1 protein-coding gene is annotated in these 363 nt (G+C 65.6%); it reads right to left on the reverse strand.

The features are described from left to right. Positions 1 to 363 (reverse strand): AAA family ATPase (locus PL597_RS26230; RefSeq protein WP_271366685.1); only part of this gene is annotated, 363 nt, incomplete at both ends.

Raw genomic sequence — 363 nt, forward strand, 5'->3', positions numbered from 1 at the left:
TCCCAAGCCTCGCGAGCGGCCGCCAGCATGGTGGATTTTCCAGCGCCGGCATAACCAACCACGGCGGCGATCCGCTCCGGCCCGGTGATATGTTCGATCGCCGCCCGCTGCTCATCGGAAAGCCGCGCCGCGCCGATGCGCCGATCGCGCTCGCCACTGTCCAGTTCGCCCCGCTCGACCTTGCCAGCGGTGTCGCTCGAAACGCTCGACCGAATAGCAGCATCTTGGCGGCCGATTGCCCGTTCTACCAGCCGGCGATCGACGCCATGGTTTTGCGCCTGGTGCAGTCGCTCGGCGGAATTCGCCATGCTGGATTCGAGATCCACCATCTCGCGCGTCGAATAGCGCGCAAGCTCGATCTCA

Origin of the sequence: Agrobacterium sp. ST15.13.013 (assembly GCF_027956525.1) — a bacterium.
GTDB lineage: Bacteria > Pseudomonadota > Alphaproteobacteria > Rhizobiales > Rhizobiaceae > Agrobacterium > Agrobacterium salinitolerans.